This is a genomic window from Pantoea sp. CS_6 (assembly GCF_041954745.1).
GTDB lineage: Bacteria > Pseudomonadota > Gammaproteobacteria > Enterobacterales > Enterobacteriaceae > Pantoea > Pantoea stewartii.
This window is the reverse complement of the sequence record NZ_JAVAYG010000004.1, coordinates 237,834-262,714: the sequence shown is the minus strand read 5'-3', so window position 1 is coordinate 262,714 and position 24,881 is coordinate 237,834. Positions and strand designations below refer to the sequence as shown.

At 56.6% G+C, this 24,881-nt stretch carries 22 protein-coding genes; 17 read left to right on the top strand and 5 right to left on the bottom strand.

Annotated features, from left to right (window positions below; genetic code table 11):
• Positions 1-49: 49 nt before the first annotated feature.
• The 4 genes from RAC90_RS08420 to RAC90_RS08405 are packed head-to-tail and all read left to right on the top strand — an operon-like array spanning position 50 to position 4,955.
• The gene (locus RAC90_RS08420; protein ID WP_375124226.1) at positions 50-1,117 is read left to right on the top strand and encodes an ABC transporter ATP-binding protein; all 1,068 of its coding nucleotides are present in this window, start codon (positions 50-52) and stop codon (positions 1,115-1,117) included.
• Between the two features lie 15 nt (positions 1,118-1,132).
• Positions 1,133-2,134 (top strand): ABC transporter substrate-binding protein, encoded by a 1,002-nt coding sequence (locus tag RAC90_RS08415; protein ID WP_375124225.1) that lies wholly within the window; start codon positions 1,133-1,135, stop codon positions 2,132-2,134.
• Between the two features lie 2 nt (positions 2,135-2,136).
• Positions 2,137-3,879, top strand: a complete 1,743-nt coding sequence (locus RAC90_RS08410) for an iron ABC transporter permease (protein ID WP_033739752.1) — start codon at positions 2,137-2,139, stop codon at positions 3,877-3,879.
• Complete coding sequence (locus RAC90_RS08405) at positions 3,867-4,955, top strand: MBL fold metallo-hydrolase (protein WP_033739751.1); 1,089 nt, start codon at positions 3,867-3,869, stop codon at positions 4,953-4,955. The genes RAC90_RS08410 and RAC90_RS08405 overlap by 13 nt, the downstream gene beginning before the upstream one ends.
• A gap of 17 nt (positions 4,956-4,972) precedes the next feature.
• Here the strand turns inward: RAC90_RS08405 and RAC90_RS08400 are convergent, their stop codons facing one another.
• Entirely contained in the window at positions 4,973-6,037 is a 1,065-nt protein-coding gene (locus RAC90_RS08400) for a LacI family DNA-binding transcriptional regulator (RefSeq protein WP_039342364.1), read from the bottom strand.
• Positions 6,038-6,254: 217 nt separating this feature from the next.
• Between RAC90_RS08400 and RAC90_RS08395 the strand changes: the two genes are divergently transcribed.
• Positions 6,255-7,562: an MFS transporter gene (locus tag RAC90_RS08395; protein ID WP_133745631.1), complete on the top strand. Its 1,308-nt coding sequence runs from the start codon at positions 6,255-6,257 to the stop codon at positions 7,560-7,562.
• 10 nt (positions 7,563-7,572) lie between these two features.
• Positions 7,573-9,936, top strand: coding sequence for a TIM-barrel domain-containing protein (locus RAC90_RS08390; RefSeq protein ID WP_133745632.1), 2,364 nt, complete (start codon positions 7,573-7,575; stop codon positions 9,934-9,936).
• A gap of 70 nt (positions 9,937-10,006) precedes the next feature.
• On the opposite strand, the gene ftnA is transcribed toward RAC90_RS08390, so the two are convergent.
• Positions 10,007-10,513 (bottom strand): non-heme ferritin, encoded by a 507-nt coding sequence (gene ftnA / locus RAC90_RS08385; RefSeq protein ID WP_006117595.1) that lies wholly within the window; start codon positions 10,511-10,513, stop codon positions 10,007-10,009.
• Between the two features lie 423 nt (positions 10,514-10,936).
• On the opposite strand from ftnA, the gene RAC90_RS08380 reads away from it, so the two are divergent.
• From RAC90_RS08380 to mrdA, 11 genes are all read left to right on the top strand, one after another.
• Positions 10,937-11,536 carry a pentapeptide repeat-containing protein gene (locus RAC90_RS08380; protein WP_006117596.1) on the top strand — a complete coding sequence of 200 codons (600 nt, stop codon included), beginning with the start codon at positions 10,937-10,939 and terminating at the stop codon, positions 11,534-11,536.
• Positions 11,537-11,883: 347 nt separating this feature from the next.
• On the top strand, positions 11,884-13,470 hold the full coding sequence (gene prfC / locus RAC90_RS08375) for a peptide chain release factor 3 (protein WP_039342235.1): 1,587 nt from the start codon (positions 11,884-11,886) through the stop codon (positions 13,468-13,470).
• Between the two features lie 255 nt (positions 13,471-13,725).
• Complete coding sequence (gene osmY / locus RAC90_RS08370) at positions 13,726-14,340, top strand: molecular chaperone OsmY (RefSeq protein ID WP_006117598.1); 615 nt, start codon at positions 13,726-13,728, stop codon at positions 14,338-14,340.
• Positions 14,341-14,439: 99 nt separating this feature from the next.
• Positions 14,440-14,601 carry a DUF1328 domain-containing protein gene (locus tag RAC90_RS08365; protein ID WP_003848537.1) on the top strand — a complete coding sequence of 54 codons (162 nt, stop codon included), beginning with the start codon at positions 14,440-14,442 and terminating at the stop codon, positions 14,599-14,601.
• Between the two features lie 239 nt (positions 14,602-14,840).
• Positions 14,841-15,890 carry a patatin family protein gene (locus tag RAC90_RS08360; RefSeq protein WP_006118237.1) on the top strand — a complete coding sequence of 350 codons (1,050 nt, stop codon included), beginning with the start codon at positions 14,841-14,843 and terminating at the stop codon, positions 15,888-15,890.
• On the top strand, positions 15,887-16,660 hold the full coding sequence (locus RAC90_RS08355) for a TatD family hydrolase (RefSeq protein WP_375124224.1): 774 nt from the start codon (positions 15,887-15,889) through the stop codon (positions 16,658-16,660). Before RAC90_RS08360 ends, RAC90_RS08355 begins: the two co-directional genes overlap by 4 nt.
• Before the next feature lie 231 nt (positions 16,661-16,891).
• Positions 16,892-17,671, top strand: coding sequence for a deoxyribose-phosphate aldolase (deoC, locus tag RAC90_RS08350; RefSeq protein WP_033739743.1), 780 nt, complete (start codon positions 16,892-16,894; stop codon positions 17,669-17,671).
• Between the two features lie 59 nt (positions 17,672-17,730).
• Positions 17,731-19,059: a thymidine phosphorylase gene (deoA, locus tag RAC90_RS08345; protein ID WP_054687052.1), complete on the top strand. Its 1,329-nt coding sequence runs from the start codon at positions 17,731-17,733 to the stop codon at positions 19,057-19,059.
• A gap of 93 nt (positions 19,060-19,152) precedes the next feature.
• A complete protein-coding gene (gene deoB, locus RAC90_RS08340) occupies positions 19,153-20,376 on the top strand; it encodes a phosphopentomutase (protein ID WP_033739739.1) in 1,224 nt (407 codons plus the stop codon).
• 33 nt (positions 20,377-20,409) lie between these two features.
• Positions 20,410-21,123, top strand: coding sequence for a purine-nucleoside phosphorylase (gene deoD, locus RAC90_RS08335; RefSeq protein WP_375124222.1), 714 nt, complete (start codon positions 20,410-20,412; stop codon positions 21,121-21,123).
• Positions 21,124-21,328: 205 nt separating this feature from the next.
• Positions 21,329-23,212: a penicillin-binding protein 2 gene (gene mrdA / locus RAC90_RS08330; protein ID WP_039342248.1), complete on the top strand. Its 1,884-nt coding sequence runs from the start codon at positions 21,329-21,331 to the stop codon at positions 23,210-23,212.
• On the opposite strand, the gene RAC90_RS08325 is transcribed toward mrdA, so the two are convergent.
• The 3 genes from RAC90_RS08325 to RAC90_RS08315 are packed head-to-tail and all read right to left on the bottom strand — an operon-like array spanning position 23,209 to position 24,879.
• Positions 23,209-23,919 (bottom strand): GGDEF domain-containing protein, encoded by a 711-nt coding sequence (locus tag RAC90_RS08325; protein WP_033739733.1) that lies wholly within the window; start codon positions 23,917-23,919, stop codon positions 23,209-23,211. The genes mrdA and RAC90_RS08325 overlap by 4 nt on opposite strands.
• Entirely contained in the window at positions 23,916-24,320 is a 405-nt protein-coding gene (locus RAC90_RS08320; RefSeq protein WP_033739731.1) for a DUF1987 domain-containing protein, read from the bottom strand. Before RAC90_RS08320 ends, RAC90_RS08325 begins: the two co-directional genes overlap by 4 nt.
• Positions 24,313-24,879 (bottom strand): SiaB family protein kinase, encoded by a 567-nt coding sequence (locus tag RAC90_RS08315; RefSeq protein ID WP_006118245.1) that lies wholly within the window; start codon positions 24,877-24,879, stop codon positions 24,313-24,315. The genes RAC90_RS08320 and RAC90_RS08315 overlap by 8 nt, the downstream gene beginning before the upstream one ends.
• Positions 24,880-24,881 lie beyond the last annotated feature (2 nt).

Below are 24,881 nucleotides of genomic sequence, written 5' to 3'. Positions count from 1 at the left end.
CGTGTCGTAACGTTTAACGCAGGACGTTTATGGCAAAGGCACAGTAGATATGGCCGCACTCTCTCTCACCGGGCTGCATAAGGCCTTCGCGGCGCAGCCGGTTATCCATGACGTAACGCTGAAGATCCAGCAGGGCGAATTTGTCGCCGTGCTGGGTCCGTCCGGCTGCGGCAAGACAACCTTGCTACGCCTGATCGCCGGATTCGAAACGCTGGATCGCGGCGAGATTCGGGTGGACGACACCGTGTTTGCTGCTCCGGATTTTCACCTGCCTCCGGAACGTCGCGATCTTGGCGTGGTGTTTCAAAACTACGCGCTGTGGCCGCACATGACGGTGGCCGAAAACGTGGGCTACAGCCTGAAAGTCACCGGCGTAAACCGAACTGAACGGGCGGATCGCATCCGGCAGGCCTTGACGCTGGTCGATCTGCTGGCGTTTGCCGATCGGCACCCGGCCGATCTCTCCGGGGGCCAGCGTCAGCGCGTGGCGCTGGCGCGTTGTCTGGTGGCCAGGCCACGGCTGGTGCTGCTTGATGAACCTCTGGCTAACCTTGACGTACATCTGCGCGCGGCGATGGAAGACGAATTTCGCCGTTTTCATCGTCACAGCGGCGCGACGCTGATTTACATCACCCACGATCAGCGTGAGGCCATGGCACTGGCCGATCGTATTGTGGTGATGGAGGGGGGTCAGGTGATGCAGTTTGCCTCGCCACAAACCTTGTGGCGCGAACCGGCCAACGAGATGGTTGCCACCTTTATCGATGAAGGACGTGTGCTACCGGTACAGGATATTGAACCCCTGGGACAGGGCGTGGCATCGGTCATGCTCTGCGGTACGCGACTACGGCTGCGTTGTGCCGCGCAGCAGACAGCCTTACCTTATGGCAAAGCCAGTTTCCATCGCGCCAGTTTCCGCCTGGCCCAGGGCGAAACCGGGCATTTTGCCGCGCAGATCATACGTCTGGTCTACCGTGGCGGTCATTACGACGTCCATCTGTCCCCCTCGGCAGCGCCTGATGTGTCTTTCACCCTGGCCCTCGACGACGTTTCTGCGCTTACGGTTGACGATACCGTCGGCATTATCGTGACTGACGGCTGGATTCTCCCCGCATAAAGGACTTCAGACAGTATGAAAAAGGCTATTTTCACTTCGGTGACCTCGCTGCTGTTTACCGTATTGCTGGCAGGCTCAGCGCTGGCGCAGGCGGCAGACCAGCCCACCGGTAAACTGGTGGTGTACACCTCACAGGCACCGGAAATTGCACAGCAAACGATGGATGCGTTCAAAGCGGCCTATCCCGATATTCAGGTGGAGTGGACGCGCAACGGCACCACGCAGTTAATGAACGTGCTGCATACGGAAATGATGAGCGGCAGAGTCAAGCCTGATGTGCTGCTGGTTGCGGATGCCATTAATCTCGGCGCGCTGAAGAAAGAGCAGCAGCTCTATGCCTGTCAGGACGCCCCCGTTGCACACCTGAAGCCGTCCTTCTACGATCGTGACAAGACCTTTTTTGGCACCAAGATCATTGCCACGGTCATTGCCTACAACACGCAACGGGCCAAACCGGTCAACAGCTGGAACGCATTGCTCAACGCCGATAACAAAGGGCAAATCGCGATGCCGAGTCCGCTCTATTCCGGGGCGGCCTTGTACAAACTGCATACCGACATCGCCACGCCTGACATCGGCTGGAACTTCTATAAACAGCTGGCGGCGCTGGGCATCGCGCCGCAGGGAGGCAACGGGCCAGCACTGAAAGCCGTGGCGAGCGGGATGGATAAATATGGCGTGATCACCGATGCCGATATTATCCGGGCGAAAAAGCAAGGATCGCCGATCGATCTGGTGTATCCCAAAGAGGGCGTGTCTTACGTCACCGAACCGGTTGCCATTATGAAATCCGTCCACAACCTGCCCGCTGCGAAAGCCTTTGTGAATTTTTTACTGTCAGAGCAGGGCCAGAAACTGGTGGCCGATCAGGGCAACCGGCCGGTTGACGATCGCGTAGCCGCGCCGGAAGGCTTTGTTCCGGTTGCGCAGATCAAACTGCTGACGCCGGACGTGGAAAAGGCGGTCGCAGATGATGCGCAGGTGCGGGCGCAGTTTACCGCACTGTTCGGAGGCTGAGCATGAGCGTGCTGAGTCACGACAGTCAGCCTCGCTGCTGGCATCTTACACGCGGGCGTTTTCGCGCCGAGCCGTGGGTGCTGGGCGTGCTGGTGTTGATGATTGGGCTGCTGTCGGTGGCGCCTTTTGCCCGGCTTATCTGGACGGCGGTAGCGCCGCAGGGCGTCCCCGATCTGACGCGGCTGGCGCAGTTGCTGGTCAGTCGGCGGGTCCTCAGTGCAACGCTCAATACCTTGAGTATCGGGCTTTGTGCCACACTGTTGTCGCTGCTGCTGGGCACGCTCGCTGCCTGGCTGGTCGCGCTCAGCGATATGCGCGCCAAAGCAGCCTGGGTTTTTGCGTTTATTCTGCCCTTGATGATTCCGCCCCAGGTGACCGCGCTGGCCTGGCTGCAGGCGCTGGCACCGGGTAGCCTGCTGGCCTCACTGTTTCAGTTACTGGGTTTACCCTGGTTCGCGCCAGGCGATCAGCCGCTCTTTTCATGGGGCGGCATCGTACTGCTGCTGGGCCTGCACAGCGCGCCGCTGGTGTTTCTGACGGTACGGGCCGGTCTGCGGCGTTTACCCGCCGAACTGGTGGAAGCGGCGCGTATCAGTGGCGCGTCACATGGGCAGATTCTTCGCACCATCATTTTGCCGCTGGCGCGTCCGGCCCTGTTTGCCGGCGCCGCGCTGGCCTTTGTCGCGGCCGTCGGCAATTTTGGTATTCAGGCCATGCTGGGCATTCCGGCGCGCCTGCCGACGCTTATCACCCTCGTCTATCAACAGCTTAACGCGACAGGTCCGGGTGCGTTGCCGGACACGGCTGTCTATTCGTTGCTGATGGCGCTGATTAGCCTGTCGGGCATGTTGCTGAGCGGCTGGCTGGGCGGACGGCGCGATGTCCGCGTCAGTGGATCCCCGCAGGCGTGGCGACAACCGCTACAGGGCGCACGTTTGCCGACAGAAATTCTGGCCTGGCTGTGGATGGTCGCAACGCTTATCCTGCCCGTCAGTGCGTTGCTGACCAGCGCGTTGACGCGGGGTTTTGGACAGGCTCTGACGTGGCAAACCCTGACGCTGGAAAACTTTTTTCAGGCGCTGTGGGGCTATCCCGCCATCCGCCATGCTTTTGCAACCAGCCTGTGGCTGACCGGGCTGGCGACGCTGATCCTGACCGCCATGGCGCTGTTTCTGGCTTTTTTTCTGAGCTGGCAGCGTACCCGACTGGTTCGCGGCCTGTGGTTCGCCAGCGAGCTGACCTATGCGCTGCCTGGTATTGTCACCGGCGTGGCGGCAATCCTGTTTTTTCTGCCGCCGCTTCCGCTGCTGGACGTGTCGATTTATGGCACGGTCTGGATCATTCTGGCCGCCTATCTGTCCAACTTTCTGGCGCTGGTGTTGCGGCCTGTGCTGGCTGGCTTCGCGCAAATCGAACCTGCGCTTGATGAAGCCGCCCGTCTGTGTGGCGCAGGACTGATGCGCCGTATGCGCGATATCTTACTGCCGCTGGCCGCACCCTCCGCACTGGCAGGCGGTCTGTTGGTGTTTCTTACCGCGTTAAACGAAATTCAGGTATCGGTTCTGCTGGTGACATCGGAAACGCAAACCCTCGGTCCCACGATTATCTTTCTTGATGAAGGCGGATCTGCCCCGCTGGCGGCGGCGGTGGGTTGCCTGATGATACTGGTGGTTCTGACCTTAATGCTGCTGGCGACGCGTTTAACGCGTCGTCTGCCACAGGGTACATTGCCATGGCAAGCCTGACCGTTGTAAGCGGGGTGGGCGGCAAATTGCCCGCGGCGTTCCTGCTGGAGATTCAGGGCTATCGTCTGCTGTGGGACCTGGGAGCCGGGCCGGAGCCGGGCGTCAGACCCGATCTGGCCGCCATCGGTCAGGTTGATGCGATCTGCCTGACCCATTCTCATCGCGATCATACCGGGGCGCTGGACAGCTGGCAGCAACTGGGCTCGCCACCGGTTTACGCGACGGACATCACCTGGCAGCAGTTGGGCGACGGTCCGGTGCCTGCGCGCTGCCGACATGCGCTGCCTTTACAGGGCCAGTGCGCCGTAGGGCCACTGAATCTGTTTACCGGCCGGAGCGGACATTCACCGGGATCCGTGTGGCTTCATCTGCCTGTCGCTGGCGGCATCACCTATATGGGTGACTGGAGCCGCGAGTCATTATTGTTACCGTTTGACCGCCCACCACGGGCGCGCTGGCTGATTACCGATGCGTCCTACGGCGACCGTCATCAGCGTCTGCATCAACAGGTCGACGCGCTGGTGCAGGCGGCCCGACACGGGGCGGTGGTCACGGCACCGTTACATGGCAGAGGGCCAGAGATGGCCCTGCGACTGCGCAGCCAGGGATTACCGGTCAGGCTGTGTCCGCAGGTGCGCGAGGAAGTCTCCCAGTTGCTGGCGCAAAAAACGTTACCGGCCGCCACGGCGCTGGCGTTACTGCCGCTGCTGCGCGAGCCGACACCGGCACGCTGGCAACCTGACAGCGTAATCGTGGCTGCCGATGCGGTCGCCGACAGCGGTCTGGCGGCCACGCTGAGCCACTGCCCTGAGTTTACCCTGATTTTTAGTAGCCACGTCGCCCGCGGGACACGAGCCTTTGAGATGCTGCAAAACGGGCTGGCGCAGTGGCTGCCCTGGAACGTTCATCCGCCGCTGGACGATCAACTGGCCCTGATAAAACACTGCGGAGCCGAGCAGGTGATCCCCGCCTTTGTCGCACCCGAACAGTGTCAGCAGTTGATGGCCCGTGCGGGTAGCACGCTGTGCTGGCAGCGTCACTTCACGCTGTCATCCCGCTGGGAGAGTTTTGTCTGACGCTTTAGCAAACGGCTTCAACTGTAAAGCCCGTACTGCTGGACCGGCGCATGGCCCGGATTATCCCGGATGCGGCGTACCGAATCGCGCACCACCAGTTTGCCGTTCAGCAGCAGGTTACCCGGAGGAAGATCCGGATCTAACCGGAGCGACTGAAGAATTCTCACCGCGGCTTCGCCCAGCTCATCGCGTGGCACCTGTACTGAGGTTAAGGGAATCTCCTGAACGGTCGCCAGGTTAAAACCATCCATGCTCATCACCGACACATCCTCCGGCACCCGCAGGCCCGCCTGCTGTAACGCCTGAACCGCCCCGGCGGCAATATAATCGCCGCTGGCCAGAATGGCCGTGGGCCGCTGCGCCTGAGGGCAATGGCGCAGGTAGTCGCTCAGCCGGTCGCGGGCGTCATTGCTGCTAAAGCTGTTCAGCGTTAGCAGATGCTGACGACTGTCGAAGCGCAGATTCATGGCATGCCAGGCATCACGGACGCCTTGTAGCCGCTGCTCCATCGTGTAGCGGCGCAGGCAGTGCAGCGACAGGATTTGCCGGTGGCCCTGTTCAAACAGATAGCGTGCTGAGAACTCGCCAATCAAATGATGATCGGGGGAGACCGACGGCAGGCGCATCCGGCGGTCGCGGGCATTAATCAGCACGCAGGGCTTGTGCATTTCAGCGGCCAGCTGATGGATATGTTCATCATCAATACCAATCACCAGCGCAGCTTCGGTCTGCTGCATCTTATCGATAAACAGTGCCGCATCGCTGTCGACTTCTTCCAGCGGGCAGTAGCGCACCCGGACATCGTGCGGTTTCACGGCTTCGCTGATCCCCTGGATCACCTTGTAATAGAAAATATCCGTACGGATATCGAAGGCACGCGGCGGCGCAAACACGATCAGGTCATTAAGCAGCAGCCGGCCATGGTGCAGGTTGTCCAGCACACCTTGCTGTTGGGCAATACGCAGTACCTTGTCGCGCGTGGCAGGGCGAATGTTGGCTTTGCCGGCCAGAACGCGTGAAACCGTGCTCACCGACACACCGCTCAGGGCGGCAATTTCGCTCACTTTTAAGCTTTGTTTCATTCTGTGATCGCCCTCAAGTCTGCAAATGAAAAATTTTTCATAAAGTGCTGAATCGTGTCCTTTCTGGTGTGAACGGACATTTTTGTTGTGCTGCAAGCTTGCCATGAAAAGAGTTGCAAAAAATTGGCTGTACCCACGTTTTGCGCTTTTTTAAGGTCGGGGCAGAGAGAAGTTTGTTCACGGCAACGTGATAATCACTGGCTACAGGAGCGTCATCATGAGTCTCGACTCAACCTCTGCCCGCAGCGCATCGCGCCCGCTGCGGATCATAAAAAATCTGCGCTGGTGGATGCTGGGCATGTTTCTGCTTGGCGTGACGGTGAACTACATCACCCGAAACTCCCTGGGCATTCTGGCCCCTGAACTGAAAAACACCCTGAATATGAGCACCGAGCAATATTCCTGGGTCGTTGCCGCCTTCCAGCTGGCCTACACGTTGTTTCAGCCCGTGTGCGGTTGGTTAATCGATGTCATCGGTCTGAAGATGGGCTTTCTGATTTGCGCCGTCATCTGGTCGATCACCTGCCTGCTGCACGCCGGGGCGGGAAGCTGGCTGCATCTGGCGCTGCTGCGCTTTGTGATGGGTGCCTCCGAAGCGGCGGCGACGCCGGCCAACGCCAAGGCCATCGGCGAGTGGTTTCCGAAAAAGGAACGTCCGGTTGCGGCAGGCTGGGCGGGCGTGGGGTTCTCTATTGGCGCGATGCTGGCACCGCCCATCATCTATGTCGCCCATATCTCCTTTGGCTGGCAGGGCGCGTTCCTGCTGACCGGCGGCCTTGGCCTTATCTGGGTCACGCTCTGGTGGTGGGGTTATCACTCACCGGAACGCCATCCTCGTTTGTCGGATGAAGAGCGGGATTTTATTACGCAGGACAAGGAAGTCATCGGTGAAAAGTTACCGTTCTTTACCGCGCTGAAAGTCATCGGCAAAGAAAAGAAATTCTATGGCATTGCCATTCCGGCCTTTTTAGCCGAACCCGCCTGGGCCGTGCTGAGCTTTTGGGTGCCGCTCTACCTCGCCAATGAACGCGGCATGGATCTGAAACAGATCGTGATGTTTGCCTGGCTGCCCTTCCTGGCGGCAGATATTGGCAGCGTGGCCAGTGGTTATCTGACCAAAATTTATGTGCGCTGGTTTGGCTGCACCCGGGTGAACTCGATCGTTGCCAGTTCGATCACCGGTGCGGTGCTGATGATCTCGCTGGCGTTAATGACGCTGGTTAAAGATCCCTACCTGGCCATCGCGCTGATCTCCATTGGTGGCTTCGGTCATCAGGTGATCTCCTGCATGTTGAGTGCGCTGGTGGTAGAGCGTTTTGATCGCCGCCAGATGGCGACAGTCAACGGCATGCGCGGATCCTGCGCCTGGATCGCCAGCTTTATCTTCTCGCTGATTATCGGCGTCACCGCCGACACGATTGGCTTCAATCCCCTGTTTATTGCCATGGGTTTCTTTGACCTGATTGGCGCGGTTTTCCTGGTGATGTTTATCGCCGAACGCCGCCAGAATATTGCTAAAAATTGAGGGTAACCTGATGAAAACGCTTAAGACATGGACGCTCCATCAGCAGGCAGCGCACTTCGTCGAACTGAAAACCGAGCAGCGTCACTTTTTACGTATTTACGTATTGGAAAGCGGGCTGATGCGCGTGTTATTGAAACGCGATGGGGAGCTGGCATTAAACCGGACCTGGAGCATTGCGCCTCAGGATGACGTGCCCTGGCAGGGGCGCGATCGGGAATCGCTGGAAGGCTTTTCGTTGCCCGCATTCACCTTTGAACAGGGGGCGCAGTTTGTTCGCCTGGCCACCGACCGGCTGCGCGTGACGGTGCATTCGCCGTTGTACCTTAGCTGGGAGCATTTCGATGGTACCGAGTGGCAGCCGCTGGCGGCCGATCGTCATACCGGGGCTTATCTGCTGAACATGCATGGCGATGGCGTTGAACATTACCAGCGCCGTCAGCCGCAGGATCGGGTGTATGGCCTGGGCGAAAAGAGCGGGGATCTTAACCGGGTTAATCGCCGCTATGAGATGCGTAATCTGGATGCGATGGGCTATAACGCGGCCAGCACCGATCCGCTCTATAAACATATTCCCTTCACGCTGACCCAGCGCGACGGCGTCAGTTTTGGGCTGTTTTACGATAATCTTTCCAGTAGCTGGCTCGATCTGGGCAATGAGCTGGATAACTACCATCTGCCTTATCGCCGCTATCGTGCAGAGGCGGGCGATCTGGATTACTACATGATGCTGGGGCCGACGCTGCTGGATGTGACCAAGGCGTTTGTGCGCCTGACGGGCCGAACGCTCTTTCAGCCGAAATGGAGCCTGGGCTACAGCGGATCCACCATGCACTACACCGATGCGCCGGATGCGCAACACCAGCTGCTCTCCTTCATCCAGCTGTGCCGTGAGCATGAGATCCCCTGTGATTCGTTCCAGCTGTCATCCGGTTATACCTCAATTAATAACAAGCGCTATGTCTTTAACTGGAACTACGACAAAGTGCCCAATCCCGAGGCGATGACCGCCGCGTTCCATTATGCCGGGATGAAGCTGGCAGCCAATATCAAACCCTGTCTGTTACAGGATCATCCGCGCTATGACGAGGTGGCGGCTCAGGGACTGTTTATCCGTGATTCTGAGCAGGATCAGCCAGAACGCTCCGTGTTCTGGGACGACGAAGGTTCGCATCTGGATTTCACCCATCCCAAAACGGTGGCGTGGTGGCAGGAAAACGTCACGGAGCAGTTGCTGAAAAAAGGCATCGACGCGACCTGGAACGACAACAATGAATATGAAGTCTGGGACGGCGAAGCGCGCTGTCATGGCTTCGGCCAGCCGATTGCCATTAAGCATATTCGTCCGGTCATGCCGTTGCTGATGATGCGCGCCTCGCTGGAAGCCCAACAGCGTTTTGCCCCGGAAAAACGCCCGTACCTGATTTCCCGTTCGGGTTGTGCCGGTATGCAACGCTATGTGCAGACCTGGAGCGGGGATAACCGGACCAACTGGCAGACCCTGCGCTACAACATCCGCATGGGACTAGGCATGAGCCTGTCAGGATTGTTTAACGTGGGGCACGATGTCGGCGGCTTTGCCGGGGATAAACCGGATCCGGAGCTGTTTGTGCGCTGGGTTCAGAATGGTGTTATGCATCCGCGTTTTACCATTCACTCATGGAATGACGATCACACCGTGAATGAGCCGTGGATGTATCCGGAAGCCACGCCAATGATTCGCGAGGCGATTCGCCTGCGTTACCGGCTGATGCCGTATCTGTATACGCTGGCATGGCAGGCCAGCGCGCACGATGAACCGATGCTGCGTCCGACTTTCCTGGACCATGAGAACGATGCACGGACCTATGATGAGTGCGATGACTTTATGCTGGGACGCGACCTGCTGGTCGCCAGCGTTGTGGAGCAGGGCGCGCGTACCCGATCCGTATATCTGCCCGAGAATCCACACGGCTGGTATGACTGGCATAACGGCAACTGGCTGGCGGGCGGACAAACAGTTACGCTGGATGCACCGCTGGATCGCCTGCCACTGCTGGTGCGCGCAGGTGCCGCGCTTCCGCTTGGCCAGTGTGAAACCACCACCGATGCGCAACGTGACAACGTGCGTGAACTGCAGGTATGGCCTGCGCCGGGCAACGCCACGACCCACGGTGAGCTGTTTGACGATGACGGCGAGTCGCACGGCTGGCGCCAGGGCAATGCACTCTGGCTGAGCTGGACGTTAACCAGTAGCGCGTCGCGGCTGGATCTGACGGTCGGGAAGCGCGGGGATTATCTGCCAGCATGGCGGGAAATGACGGTTATCTTACCGCCGGGTGAGAAACGTACGTTGTGGATCAACGGTGAAATGACGTCATGCTATCGGCTGGCATAAGCCGTAACGTGTCAGACCGGTAGGGTTCGTTACGATAACCACCGGCCCACCTGCGTGGGCCGGTTTGTATTCATGCTGAGTGCGTTTCAGTGCTCATGCGTCCCAGGTCTTTATCTACCAGGAACAGGCCATTGCCGCCTTCGCCGACCATCGCCAGTTTGTCCAGTACGGTTTTAAACAGCTTCTCTTCTTCATGCTGTTCCGCAACGTACCATTGCAGGAAGTTGAAGGTCGAATAGTCCTGGGTGGTCATTGCCGCATGGGCCAGCTCGTTAATCTTACTGGTGATCAGCTTTTCATGATCCAGCGCCTGAATCAGCACTTCGTTCAGTGAATTGTAGGCAACAGGCGGGGCTGCGATGGTACCCAGCACCGGCATCGCACCGGTATCGCTCAGGTAGTTAAACAGGCGCTGCATGTGTTCCATTTCTTCACGTGAGTGCATTTTCAGGAAGGACGCTGCGCCCTCATAGCCTTTATCGCTGCACCACGCACTCATCTGTAAATAGAGATTCGCGGAGAAAAATTCCAGGTTCAGCTGGTCGTTTAAACGCCCAGTCATTTCAGCAGTCAGCATGGCCGCGTCCTTATTTCATTGTAAATAGACAGGTGATAAGTGATGAATTATGCATCAGGCTTATAAGAAATGTGAAGCGTTTTGTTAAAAAAATACCATTTTATCTGATTGATTTAAAAAGAATTATTTCAACTCTTGAATGCGAGCGATTATCATTGTGGTCTGCTTTTCTGCCTGTATCTGAGCCAGGTTGTGCCGGACGCGCGGGCGTGAAGGCGGTTTATCCAGTCGGCCCGGATCCGTCAGTGAACCGCGTTCTGCGGCGTTCTGCTACTGTCCGGCAACCGCTTTTTCCCGTCCCGGTGATAAGGTAAGGCCATAATCGCGTCAGGAAGCATGAACAGCATTACACTGGTGTACCTGACCGGGGTTTACTATGCGGAGCGGGGCCTGTGTCTTCGCACGAAAGAGGATGGCGTAAAAATGCAATCTTTGGAAAGCAACACTGAATACTATGATGCGTGTTTTACCACCTGCGATCTCAGCGAACGGGTGCTCACGCAGGCGCATTTTGAAGACTGTGAATTTACGCACGTTAACTTTACCTCGGCGCGCTTTTCAGCCTGTAAATTCATTAACTGCGTCTTTACGCACTGTAACCTCAGTCTGGTCGATCCGTCCGGCACCCGCTTCTTTGGCGTTCACTTTAACGACTGCAAGCTGACCGGCATGGACTGGACGAAAGCCTGGTGGCCTGATTTTTACCTGGACCATGAATTGCACTTTTCAACGTGTATCCTGACCAGCGGATCGTTTTTTGGTCTGCGGCTACACGGCGTGAAAATGGAAGGATGCAAACTGATCGAGGTGGATTTTAGAGAGTGCGATTTAACGGGTGCCACGCTGACCGAATGTGACATGACGGGCAGCCTGTTTCATCACACCGTGCTGCGCGGGGCCGATCTGACGGAATCCTGGCATTACGCCATCAACATCTTTAACAACACAGTCGAAAAAGCCCGCTTTTCGCGGCTGGAGGCGGTTTGCCTGCTGGAAAGTCTGGGCATTGAGCTGGTGGATTAACCCGCTGGCGAGGCGGCGGGATGAATACCGTAAAGACGGGAGAAAACCCGGCGTCATTTCCCCCGCGTTGGCTTCACCAGCAGCCCTCTGCTGCACGGTGACCCGCTGTTTGCCGGTGGCGCGACTTTCTCTTCCGTCCGCTGTAGGCCAATAGCGCAAAATATTGTATGCTATGCCGCCTTAAAGTTGACCAGGTAACCGGAATCACGCCAATGTAACTTTGCGCTCATCCCGCGACGACAGAAAGTCGCATCTGGCACCGTTTACTCGCCGGTAAAATTCTGCCGGCCACCGTGATTTATCTGCTGCGCCTGAGAGTGCGTGGCTACGTTGAGAAGAATTCACTCATGTCTAATCCCTTTTTAGAAGAGGTGGCACGCCGCCGCACCTTCGCGATTATCTCGCACCCGGATGCCGGTAAAACCACCATCACCGAAAAAGTTCTGCTGTTCGGACAGGCTATCCAGACCGCCGGTACGGTAAAAGGCCGTGGCTCTAACCAGCACGCAAAATCCGACTGGATGGAGATGGAAAAGCAGCGTGGTATTTCGATTACTACCTCCGTTATGCAGTTTCCCTATCGTGACAGCCTGGTAAACCTGCTGGATACACCGGGGCACGAAGACTTCTCCGAGGATACCTATCGTACGCTGACGGCGGTCGACTGCTGCCTGATGGTGATCGATGCGGCGAAAGGCGTCGAGGATCGTACCCGTAAGCTGATGGAAGTAACCCGTCTGCGCGATACGCCGATCCTGACCTTTATGAACAAACTTGACCGTGATATCCGCGATCCGATGGAGTTGCTGGATGAAGTGGAAAGTGAGCTAAAAATTGCCTGCGCGCCCATCACCTGGCCGATTGGCTGCGGCAAGCTGTTTAAAGGCGTTTACCATCTCTACAAGGACGAAACCTACCTGTATCAGACCGGTAAAGGTCACACGATTCAGGAAGTCCGCATCGTTAAGGGCCTGAACAACCCTGACCTTGATGCGGCCGTCGGGGAAGAGCTGGCCTCGCAGTTGCGTGACGAGCTGGAGCTGGTGCAGGGTGCATCACACGAGTTTGAACTGGACGCTTTTCTCAGCGGTCAGCTGTCGCCGGTGTTCTTCGGAACCGCACTGGGTAACTTCGGCGTAGATCATATGCTGGATGGCCTGGTGGCGTGGGCGCCGCGCCCTATGCCGCGCCAGACCGATACCCGCACCGTTGAAGCCAAAGAAGAGAAATTCACGGGCTTCGTGTTTAAAATTCAGGCCAACATGGACCCGAAACACCGTGACCGCGTGGCCTTTATGCGCGTCGTGTCGGGGCGTTATGAAAAAGGCATGAAGCTGCGTCAGGTCCGTACCGGCAAAGATGTAGTGATTTCGGATGCGTTGACCTTTATGGCGGGCGACCGTTCGCATGTGGAAGAAGCCTATCCGGGCGACATTATCGGCCTGCATAACCACGGCACCATTCAGATCGGCGACACCTTTACGCAGGGTGAAAACATGAAGTTTACCGGGATTCCGAACTTCGCCCCCGAACTGTTCCGCCGTATCCGCCTGCGCGATCCGCTTAAGCAGAAACAGCTGCTGAAAGGATTAGTCCAGCTGTCGGAAGAGGGTGCAGTGCAGGTGTTCCGCCCGGTGCATAACAACGACCTGATTGTCGGTGCGGTCGGTGTGCTGCAGTTTGACGTGGTGGTGGCGCGCCTGAAGAGCGAATACAACGTCGAAGCCATCTATGAGGCGATTAACGTGTCGACGGCGCGCTGGGTTGAATGCAAAGACGCCAAAAAATTTGAAGATTTCCAGCGTAAAAACGAGGTCAACCTCGCGCTGGATGGCGGCGATAATCTGACCTATATCGCTCCAACAATGGTGAACCTGAACATCACTCAGGAGCGCTATCCTGACGTCATTTTCCGCAAAACCCGCGAGCACTAATCGCGTTTTCCGGGCCATTCTCCCTGGGAATGGCCCGGTTTCCCACGATACAGAACCCTCCTAAAACACGCTTTTTCCTCGCTTTTGACGCACGATCAACCAGTTACCCGAGCAAAGTGACAAATCCCGACTATCCTTATTTCATCGGACGGTTAAAGAGACTTATTTCTCCATGCGTCCTGTGCCGCAGTAGCGTTGTTTGCTGCTCTTGCGCCCACAGTCTGGGGCGAATTAACAGATAGAAGGATGATATCGATGCACACAACTAAGCTTACTAAAACATTAATGGCTGCAATGGTAGGTACCGCACTGTTAAGCGGAAACGTTTTTGCAGAAGAGTCCGCGTCTCAGAAAGCGTCACAAACCGCTGACAGCGCGGGCGCGAAAATCGACAGCTCAATGAAGAAAGTCGGTGGCTTTATGGACGACAGCGCGGTGACCGCGAAAGCGAAAGCGGCGCTGGTGGATGACGACTCGATTAAGAGCACCGATATTTCGGTCAAAACCCACAACGGCGTTGTGACGCTGAGCGGTTTCGTGACTTCACAAGACCAGGCGGAAAAAGCCGTGGCCGTGGTGAAGAAAGTGGAAGGCGTGAAATCCGTTAGTGACAAGCTGCACGTAAAAGACGTGAAAAAGCAGTCCATGAAAGGTTATGCCGGTGACGCTGCTACAACCAGCGAAATTAAAGCTAAGCTATTAGCAGATGACAAGGTTCCTTCACGTAACGTGAAAGTTGAAACCACCGACGGTGTGGTACAGCTCTCAGGTGAAGTGGCGAACCAGGCGCAGTCCGATCGTGCCGAGAGCATCGCGAAAGCTATCGAAGGCGTAAAAAGTGTTAAAAACGACCTGAAGGTCAAGTCTTAACATGACTCCGTGCGGCCTCTGTCCGGGCCGCACAAATAAGAATACCCATCCTGGGATGAAACAAGCAGTTCAATATTAAAAATGGTTAAGGAGAGGCTTATGTTTCGTTGGGGCATTATTTTTCTGGTGATTGCACTGATCGCCGCTGCATTAGGTTTTGGTGGCCTGGCCGGTACCGCAGCATGGGCAGCGAAAGTCGTGTTCGTGGTGGGTATTATTCTGTTCCTCATCAGCTTGTTTACTGGCCGTAAAAAGCTATAGCGATGACCCAGACAGGTTAACGCTGGCATAGTCAGCGTTAAACGGAGACCAGTTATTTGTCGCGAAAGGTAGTGTGAAGCAAAGGATGCTTCATATTCGCAACGAAGTGTTAAAAAGCGCAACGCTAATAGCACAATTAATGGACACTCTGACTGGTTCTCCGTGCTAGTATCGACCCACAATTAACTCCCTGCATTCTCTTCATTCGTATTTCGGGATCCCACTCTGAGGTCGGTACATTGGGTATACGTATTCCCGTGACGCTCGGGGCCATTGAACCCCTTGCACTCACACCGTTTAAAGCCAACAAGATTGCCTTAGTGTGCGAGGGCGGCGGCCAGCGCGGCATTTTCACAGCAGGCGTTCTGGATGAGTTCCAGCGGGCAAAATTCAATCCCTTTCAGTTGCTGTTAGGCTCTTCTGCTGGTGCGCAGAACCTTTCCGCTTATGTCTGCGGCCAGCCGGGCTATGCACGTCGGGTGATTACCCGCTATACCACCAGTAAGCTGTTCTTTGACCCCGTGCGTTTCCTGCGCGGCGGTAATCTTATCGATCTCGACTGGTTAATTGATATCACCCGCAGCGAATTTCCGCTGGCCATGACCAGCGCAGAAACCTTGTTTGCTTCGGGGCGGCAATTTTACATGTGCGCCTGTCGCAGTGATGACTATGCCCCCAGTTACTTTGCCCCCACAGCCAGTAACTGGCTGGATATTATTAAGGCTTCCAGCGCCATTCCGGGCTTTTACCGTCTGGGCGTGGATTTGGAAGGCATAAGCTATCTGGATGGCGGCGTCAGCGATGCGATTCCCGTACGCGAAGCGGCAAAACGCGGGGCCGATACCATTGTGGTCATCCGTACCGTGCCGTCGCAGATGTTCGATGTGCCCCGTTGGGTGACCCGTATGGAACGCTGGTTCAGCGGCGGGGCGCTGCAGCCGATGATCAAGATTCTGCACCATCACGAGCAGACCTATCGCGAAACCCAGCAGTTTATTGAAAAGCCGCCGGGTGATTTACGTATCATCGAAATCTTCCCGCCGCGCGTGTTAGCCAGTAACGCACTGGGCAGTCGTATTGCCGCGTTGAATCAGGATTACCATCTGGGGCGCCGCTGTGGTCGCTACTTTATTGCCACGCTGGGGCAATGGCTGAGCGATGCCGAGCCCCACACAGGGCTGGATATTGTGGTCCCTTCTGCGCCGGTGGCAAATGAGCCGGGGGATATCGCTCCGGTCATCCCGCTGACCGGCAACGATGGCACTTATGGCGAGGGTCCGCTGACATGAGGTTTGTTGATACCCACTGTCACTTTGATTTTCCGCCGTTTGTGGACTCGGCCGACGTCAGTCTGCGCCAGGCTGCGGACGCGGGCGTAGAAAAAATTATTGTGCCATCGGTCGAGGCAGGGCGCTTTGACCTTGTTTGCCAGTTAGCCCGGCAGCACCGCGCGTTATATGCCGCACTCGGCCTGCATCCGATTGTGACGGAGCAGCACGAGGAGCAGCACCTCGCTCAGCTTGAAAGCCTGTTACAACAGCGGCCCCCAAAGCTGGTGGCCCTCGGTGAGATCGGCCTGGATCTGTATCGGGACGATCCGCAGTTTGATAAGCAAACCTGTTTCCTGGATGCGCAACTGAAGCTGGCGAAACGTTACGATCTGCCGGTGATCCTGCATTCGCGCCGCACGCACGATCAGCTGGCACTGCATCTGCGTCGGCAGGCTGTGCCACGGCGCGGCGTCGTACACGGTTTTGCCGGTAGCCTGCAGCAGGCGCAGGCGTTTATTAAGCTCGGCTATGCGATTGGCGTAGGCGGCACGATTACGTATCCCCGCGCCAGTAAAACCCGGCAGACGATTGCCCGTTTACCGCTCTCGTCGCTGCTGCTGGAAACCGATGCGCCTGATATGCCGCTGAACGGCTACCAGGGCCAGCCAAACCGACCCGAGCGCGCCGTTTTAGTCTGGCAGGTGTTGTGTGAACTGCGTGACGAGCCGCCCGCCGAAATCGCCGACGCGTTATGGCACAACAGTCATGCGCTGTTTTCGCTTGCATAATCCCCGCCGTCACATCGTGTCCTGGTGAAATGTTATAATAGTAACATCCCTGTGGCTGAATTATACTGGCTTCCTTGCGCCATACCTTGCATATAATCTAAATTTTCGCTGAGTGTTTGCAGCCGTTTCATAGTTTTATGTGATTTGGTGCACACAAAATGGCCGTTATCATTGTTAATATTATCACATTCAAGGGTGGGCGAACGTTTACCCGATGTTCTGGAGATCACCATGACCGATATTAAACAGCAGGCCCTGCGCGCCCTGAAACTGATGGATTTAACCACGTTGAACGAGGATGACACCGACGAGAAAGTGATCGCGCTCTGTCATCAGGCGAAATCTCCGGTGGGTAACACCGCTGCCATCTGTATTTATCCGCGTTTCATTCCCGTGGCGCGTAAAACGCTGCGTGAGCAGGGCACGCCTGACGTGCGCATTGCCACCGTAACCAACTTCCCTCATGGCAATGACGATATTGAGATTGCGCTGGCCGAAACCCGTGCCGCCATCGCTTACGGCGCTGATGAAGTGGATGTGGTTTTCCCTTATCGCGCGCTGATGGCAGGCAATGCGCAGGTCGGCTTTGATCTGGTCAAGGCCTGCAAAACCGCCTGTGCGGAAGCCGGCGTTTTACTGAAGGTTATTATCGAAACCGGCGAACTGAAGCAGGAAGCGCTGATTCGTCAGGCCTCTGAAATTGCGATTGATGCCGGGGCTGACTTTATCAAAACCTCAACCGGTAAAGTGCCGGTCAACGCCACGCCGGAAGTGGCGCAGATCATGATGAGCGTCATTCGCGACAAAGGTGTGAAAGCGCAGGTTGGCTTCAAACCGGCAGGCGGCGTTCGCACCGCTGAAGATGCCGCTGTCTATCTGCAGCTGGCGGATGACACGCTGGGTGCCGACTGGGCCGATGCCCGCCATTTCCGTTTTGGTGCCTCCAGCCTGCTGGCAAATCTGCTCAACACGCTTGGGCACAGCAGCGACACCAGCAAGTCGGGTTACTGATTCATCCGGGCGGCTCACGGCCGCCTCTTCTCCTCTTTCCCTGACGTAAGGGGGCGACATTGTACCTCGCACAAGAAATCATTCGAAAAAAACGTGACGGCCAGGCGCTGACTGAAGACGAAATTCGTTTCTTCATCAACGGGGTGCGCGATAACAGCGTGTCCGAAGGGCAAATTGCCGCACTGGCAATGACCATCTATTTCCACGATATGTCACTGCCGGAGCGCGTTGCGCTGACCATGGCGATGCGGGATTCCGGCACCGTCCTGAACTGGGCTTCACTGAATCTGAACGGGCCGGTGGTCGACAAGCACTCCACGGGCGGCGTGGGCGATGTGACCTCGCTGATGCTCGGACCCATGGTGGCGGCCTGTGGCGGCTATATCCCGATGATCTCCGGACGCGGACTGGGCCATACCGGCGGTACGCTGGATAAGCTGGAGGCGATTCCCGGTTTTGACATTTTCCCCAGCGATGACCATTTCCGCCAGACCATCAAACAGGTTGGTGTGGCCATCATCGGGCAAACTAACTCGCTGGCACCGGCGGATAAACGTTTTTACGCGACCCGCGATATCACCGCCACCGTGGATTCCATTCCGCTGATTACCGCTTCGATCCTGGCGAAAAAACTGGCCGAAGGCCTGGATGCGCTGGTGATGGATGTCAAAGTCGGCTCCGGCGCCTTTATGCCGACCTGGGAAGCCTCTGAGAGTCTGGCGCAGGCCATTGTGGGTGTGGCGAATGGCGCGGGCTGCCGTACCACGGCGCTGCTAACAGATATGAATCAGGTCCTGGCTTCCTCGGCGGGCAATGCCCTGGAAGTGCGCGAAGCCGTGCGCTTCCTGACGGGTGAGCAGCGCAATCCGCGCCTGCTGGACGTGACGCTGGCCCTGTGCAGCGAAATGCTGATTTCCGGCAAACTGGCGGCTAACGAAACCGACGCCCGTGAACAACTTCTCGCCGTGCTGGATAACGGCAAAGCCGCAGAGGTATTTGCCCGCATGGTGGCAGCACAACGTGGCCCAACCGATTTCGTTGAGCGCTACGACAGCTACCTCACAGCCCCTGTGATGAGCAAAGCGGTTTATGCCGATGGCGCAGGTTACGTCACGCAGATGGATACCCGCGCGTTAGGCATGGCGGTGGTTGCGATGGGCGGTGGACGTCAGCGCGCCAGCGACGCCATTGATTACAGCGTGGGCTTAAGCGACATGATCACGCTGGGCGAGCGGGTGGACGCTTCACGCCCGCTGGCGGTTATTCATGCCAGCAGCGAAGCGCACTGGCAGCAGGCCGCCGCCGCTGTCAAAGCGGCCATCACTCTGGGGGACAGCGCCCCGGCGACCACACCGGTGGTTTATCGCCGTGTGACTGAAGCGGGATAACGCGGATAACAGACTGTATACCGGAGACGATTCGGGTATACTGATCTGATCGCTTTTTTTGACTTGTCGCGCGCGTTAGCGCAGGAGACTGGCATGAAACGTGCTTTTATTATGGTGCTGGATTCCTTTGGAATCGGCGCCAGCAAAGATGCCGACAAATTCGGCGATGCAGGTTCCGATACGTTAGGTCATATCGCAGAAGCCTGTTTTAACGGTAAAGCGGATCAGGGCCGTAAAGGACCGCTGCACTTACCGAATATGACCGCGTTAGGTCTGGGCAAAGCGGCCGAGCTTTCTACCGGGCGTTTCCCGCCGGGACTGGATCCTGACGCTGAGATAAAAGGCGCTTACGCTTACGCCAGCGAACGCTCATCCGGTAAAGATACGCCGTCAGGCCACTGGGAAATCGCCGGTGTGCCTGTTCTGTTCGACTGGGGCTACTTCAGCGATAAAGAGAACAGCTTTCCGCAGGAGCTGCTGGATAAACTGGTTGAGCGGGCGGAGTTGCCGGGTTATCTCGGTAACTGTCACTCATCCGGTACGGTTATTCTCGACCAGTTGGGTGAAGAACACATGGCTTCGGGCAAGCCGATTTTTTACACCTCGGCGGATTCCGTGTTTCAGATTGCCTGCCATGAAGAAACCTTCGGCTTAGATCGCCTGTATGCGCTGTGTGAAATTGCGCGCGAGGAGCTGACGGAAGGCGGTTATAACATTGGCCGCGTGATTGCCCGCCCGTTCGTGGGTGACAAAGCCGGCAGCTTTGAGCGCACCGGTAACCGTCACGATCTGGCCGTGGAGCCGCCATCGCCTACCATGCTGAAGAAGCTGGTGGATGAGAAGGGCGGTCATGTGATTTCGGTAGGTAAAATTGCCGACATCTACGCGGAGCAGGGCATCACCAAAAAAGTCAAAGCCACCGGACTGGATGCGCTGTTTGATGCCACCATCCAGGAAATGAAAACCGCGCCGGATCAGGCGATTGTGTTTACCAACTTCGTAGACTTCGACTCTACCTGGGGCCATCGTCGCGATGTGGCAGGCTATGCAGGCGGGCTGGAGCTGTTCGATCGCCGCTTGCCAGAGTTGATGGAGCTGGTCAAAGAGGATGATATTTTGATCCTCACCGCCGACCACGGTTGCGATCCGACCTGGCAAGGCACGGAACATACGCGCGAGCATATTCCGATCTTAATTTACGGCCCGAAGGTCGAGCCGGGATCGCTGGGTTACCGCGATACCTTCGCGGATATCGGCCAGACGATTGCACACTATTTTGACCTGTCCCCCATGGACTACGGCAAGAACATGCTGTAAAAACAGCGAAATTTTTAAAAAGGATAGAGAATCATGGCAACTCCTCACATTAACGCAGAAATGGGTGATTTCGCTGACGTCGTACTGATGCCGGGCGATCCGCTGCGTGCGAAACACATCGCAGAAACCTTTCTGGACGATGCCGTTGAGGTCAACAACGTGCGCGGCATGCTGGGTTACACCGGCACTTATAAAGGCCGCAAAATCTCTGTTATGGGCCACGGCATGGGCATTCCGTCCTGCTCTATCTATGCGAAAGAGCTGATCACCGAGTTCGGTGTGAAGAAAATCATCCGCGTGGGCTCCTGCGGTGCGGTGCGTCCCGATGTGAAACTGCGTGACATCGTGATCGGCATGGGGGCATCCACCGATTCCAAAGTGAACCGTATGCGCTTCAAAGACCATGACTTTGCCGCTATCGCGGACTTCGACATGGTGCGCAACGCGGTGGATGCGGCCAAAAACCTGGGCGTCGAGGCGCGCGTCGGTAACATCTTCTCGGCCGATCTGTTCTATACGCCCGATCCGCAGATGTTCGACGTGATGGAGAAGTACGGCATTCTGGGTGTGGAAATGGAAGCCGCAGGCATCTACGGCGTAGCCGCTGAATTTGGCGCGAAAGCGCTGACCATCTGTACCGTGTCTGACCATATCCGTACTCACGAGCAGACCACGGCCGCAGAACGCCAGACCACCTTTAATGACATGATTAAAATCGCGCTGGAGTCGGTGCTGCTGGGTGGTTAATCCCCACGGTGGCTGATCGGCCCCTTTATCCGGCTGCGCATCTGCGGCCGGATGATCCTCTCCCGTTTTCCATTTCGCAACATTCTCACTAAATGACACACTTTTCATCAGGCTTGTGCATCTTCGCGCTGGCACGACGGGCTGATGTCACTATCATGAAGCCGAACAATTAATAACAACACGCCATACAGAAAATACCTGCCTGATGAATTTCCGTGATTTCGACGCTGAAGAGAAGTTGTTTGTCCGCCGTGCCGCTATGGCGTTTGTACTGGTTTGCCTGTGCTTTAGCATCCTGGGTTTTAACCTGTATCGCCTGCAGGTCCGCGACCACAGCTATTATCAGACGCGCTCGAACGAGAACGACATCAAAATGATCCCCATTGCGCCCACGCGCGGACTGATCTTTGACCGCAACGGGATCCCGCTGGTGCGCAACGTGACCTGGTATGACATCACGGTTACCCCGTACAAAGTGGAGGACATGAAGGCGCTGTTGCAAGAACTGACGCCACTGGTTGATCTGACCCCGGAAGATATTGAGCGCTTTCAGCACGATCTGCATCAGACCAGCCGCTATAAGCCCGTCATTCTCAAAGAGGAACTCACAGACGAAGAGGTGGCGCGTTTTTCGGTTAACCAGTTCCGTTTTACCGGCGTCAGCATTGATACCTATCAGGACCGGGAATATCCCTATGGGGCCGATCTCGCGCATGTGATCGGCTATGTTTCCAAAATCAACGATAACGACTACAAGCGGCTGAACGCAGAGGGCATCGCTGAAAACTATGCTGCCGACCATAACATCGGTAAGCAGGGGATTGAGGGCTATTACGAATCCCTGCTGCACGGCAAACCCGGCTATCAGGAAGTGGAAGTGGATAACCACGGGCGCATTGTCCGGGTGCTGAAAGAAGTGCCGCCGGTGGCGGGAAAGAACATTACGCTGACGCTGGATCTGCATCTGCAACAGTACGCGGAAAGCCTGCTGGTCGGGCAGCGCGCCGCGTTGCTGGTCGAAGATCCCCATGACGGCTCAGTGCTGGCGATGGTTTCCAGCCCCAGCTACGATCCCAATCCGTTCGTAAAGGGCATCAGCTATCAGGCGTACAAAAAGCTGCTGCAGGATAAAAATTTACCGCTGATCAACCGTGTCACGCAGGGCCTGTATCCGCCGGCCTCAACGGTAAAACCCTATATGGCGATGTCGGCGCTGCTCACGCACGTCATTACGCCACAGACCACCTTTTTTGGCGGGCCCACCTGGACATTACCCGGTACTGACCGCCGCTATCGCGACTGGAAAAAAAGCGGTCACGGTACGCTGGATGTCACTAAAGCGATCGAAGAGTCGGCGGATACCTTCTTCTATCAGGTGGCGTTTATGATGGGCATCGATCGTATTCACACCATGCTCAGTAAATTTGGCTACGGTCAGTCCACCGGCATCGATCTGAATGAAGAGTACAACGGACTGCTGCCCAGCCGTGACTGGAAGATGAAAGTGCATAAGAAACCCTGGTATCAGGGCGATACGGTGTCAGTCGGCATTGGTCAGGGCTACTGGATTGCCACGCCGATCCAGATGGTGAAGGCGCTGGTGGCGCTGATTAACAATGGCAGAGTCATTGCCCCGCACCTGCTGGAGAAATCGCAGCTTGGCAACCACGTGCAGCTTTACCAGCCGAAACTGCCGCAGGCGCAGATTGGCGATCCGCATTCCCCTTACTGGTCGCTGGTGCGTCACGCGATGTTTGGCATGGCTAACGCGCCGAACGGCACAGGCTACAAGTATTTCCACACCGCGCCTTATGGCATTGCGGCCAAGAGTGGAACGTCGCAGGTATTCAGCCTGAAACAAAATCAGACCTACAATGCCAAAATGATCCCGGTGCGGCTGCGCGATCATACGTTTTATACCGCCTTCGCCCCCTTTAACGATCCTAAGGTGGCTGTGGCGTTGATCCTGGAAAATGGGGGCAGCGAAGGCGTGCTGGCCGCGCCGGTAATGCGGCAGCTTCTCGATCATATTTTCCTGCCGCCCACCACGCCGCCGCCCGTTGAGGTTGCCCAGCGTCCGGCCCGCTAGCGGAAAAATACCCGGTTACGTCCGTGCTTTTTAGCATCATAGAGTGCGGCGTCGGCATGCGTATAAAGCGCTTCGAAGTGGGAGCCCGCCGCGCCCCAACTCACGCCCAGGCTGGCGGTGACCAGCCGCTCGGGCAACGCATCCAGGGGAGACGCGTTCAGTGAGGCGAGAATCGCCCCGGCGACAATCACCGCTTCCCCAAGGAACGTATCCGGCAACATAATCGTGAACTCTTCCCCCCCAATGCGCCCGATGCTGGCAATGTCCGGTGTGTTGCGCTGGATACGTTGCACCAGCTCGCAGATCACTTTGTCCCCGGTGGGATGGCCATATTCGTCGTTAATCCGTTTAAAAAAATCGATATCAAGAATGATCAGAGCGGCGGGGGTTCGCGTCAGTGTGTCGCTGATACGCTGAATAATGGCGCTGCGGTTCCAGACATTCGTCAGCGGATCGTGAGTGGCTTTGTATTCCAGCTCTCTCGTCAGCTCAATAAGCTGCTCATTCACCCGGTTTAACTCACGCTCGGCTCGATCGCTGCGCGAGATCAGCCGGTAGGTTTCGCGCATCAGCCGCTGATAGTGGTTATTAAGATCGGACAGCGCCTGGCGGTACTCTTCGGCGTGCAGACAGCTCTGCGCCGCCACATGGCTGGCATGGTTCAGCGCCTGGGTTTCTTCCAGAAACAGCTCATTAAGATGCGTCATTGGCGCTGTTCCGCATGTAATGTGACGGTCAGGGCGGTGAAATCCAGCGACAGCTCCTCGCCAAACTCTTCTGACACGTCATCTTCAGCGTCATAGAACCAGTTCAGCACAATCTCACAGCCGTTCTGCGCCAGCCTGTTGAACTGATCGAACAGCCCGAACAGCATTTTGGTGCTGGAGCTGTTGAAATAGCTCAGGTCGATATTGACTTCAGTCAGCTGGCTGGCCTGCGGTTGCCAGGATTCCAGTGCACTTTGCAGCGGGCGATAAAAGGCGGCCGCATTTTCCGGCCAGGATTCGCCCCGCAGGGAAAATCGCTGGGCCGCAAAATCAAATTCCACGGCGGGCGTGCATTCGGTGGCGGTGAGATGAATGGTTTGCATAGAGGATTCTTTAGTCATGGCAGATTGTCGCCTTTAGCCAAAAGGCAGAGAGCTCGCTGGCTTCCAGTGGCTGGAAGCAGTATTCCAGCGGTTCACTGACGTCGCGGGCAAGGGTAAGTAAGCCGATATTGGCGCCTTTGCTCCAGACAGGACTCTCTGCGCGTAACCGACTGCGGTAGGCTTGTTTAATTTCGTCTGCGTTCATGACCCGTAACGAGTCCAGATCGCCACGCAGTTGAACGCTGGCATCGCTGCCTACCAGATTGGCACTTTCCAGATAGTAGCGCCCACCATCATAGCGCAGGCTCAGCGATCCAAAACGATAGAGCTGATCGTTGTGGCTCAGCGCCCGGCTGTCCTGCGAGTAGCGCAGGATGTTTTGCGCGATCTCGACAAAGCTGGAGAACAGCCGTCGTCGCACTTTCTGTGACTGCTCGTGGTTCTCCAGAAACAGTTTGACCACTTCACCCATTGCCGTGATGTTTTGCGGCGAAAAAAAGCCGGTGTACTGGAGCGCGATAAGACCAGATTGCGATTCGGTGTTGAACGGCAGACCACGGAGTGATTCGTTTTTCATTT